Source organism: Mycobacterium mantenii, from assembly GCF_001667865.1.
Taxonomy (GTDB): Bacteria; Actinomycetota; Actinomycetes; order Mycobacteriales; family Mycobacteriaceae; genus Mycobacterium; species Mycobacterium mantenii_A.
On the sequence record NZ_LZJP01000018.1, the window covers coordinates 1 to 955 of the forward strand.

Here is a 955-nt window from a genome sequence, read left to right on the forward strand (position 1 = left end):
TTGTCGCGCTGCTGTTTTCGCGCTCGGCCGAGGCGATCGTGGCGATCCTGGCGGTGCTCAAGTCCGGGGCGGCGTATCTGCCGATCGACCCCGCACTGCCGGCGGCCCGGGTGGAGTTCATGCTGCGCGACGCCGCGCCGAGGGCCGCCATCACCACCGCCGACCTGGCCGGACGGTTCGAGGGCTTCGAGCTGAGTGTGATCGACGTGGCCGACCCGGCGATCGCGACCCAACCCAGCACCGCACCGCCGGCGCCGGCGCCCACCGACCTGGCGCACATCATCTACACCTCGGGCACCACCGGTGTGCCCAAAGGTGTTGCGGTCACCCAGCACAACGTCGCGCAGCTCTTCGATGACCTGCGGCTCGGTTTCGCGTTGTCGGACCAGCAGGTGTGGACCCAGTTCCATTCGTATGCGTTCGACTTTTCGGTGTGGGAGATCTGGGGGGCGCTGCTGCACGGCGGGTGCCTGGTGGTGGTGCCCGATGCGGTGGCCCGTTCCCCGCAGGAGTTCCACGCCCTGCTGGTGGGTGAGGGCGTCACGGTGTTGACCCAAACCCCTTCGGCGGTCGGTCTTTTGCCCACCGAGGGGCTGGACGGCACGGCGTTGGTGATCGGGGCCGAGCCCTGCCCGCCGGAGTTGGTGGACCGCTGGGCACCGGGCCGGGTGATGGTCAACGTCTACGGCCCCACCGAAACCACCATGTGGGTGTCGCACAGTTCGCCGCTGACGGCAGGGTTCGGCGCGCCACCCATCGGCTCACCGGTAACCGGGGCCGCGTTCTTCGTGCTCGACGAGTGGCTGCGCCCGGTGCCCGCCGGGGTGGTCGGCGAGCTGTATCTGGCCGGTCAGGGCGTCGGCGTGGGGTATTGGCGCCGGCCCGGGCTGACCGCGTCGCGGTTCATGGCGTGTCCGTTCGGTGAACCGGGCACCCGGATGTATCGCACCGGCGA

1 protein-coding gene is annotated in these 955 nt (G+C 70.1%); it reads left to right on the forward strand.

Features of this window, described 5'->3' with window-relative positions:
• The coding region (locus A5688_RS03240; protein WP_165607447.1) for an amino acid adenylation domain-containing protein at positions 1–955 on the forward strand (955 nt) is incomplete at both ends.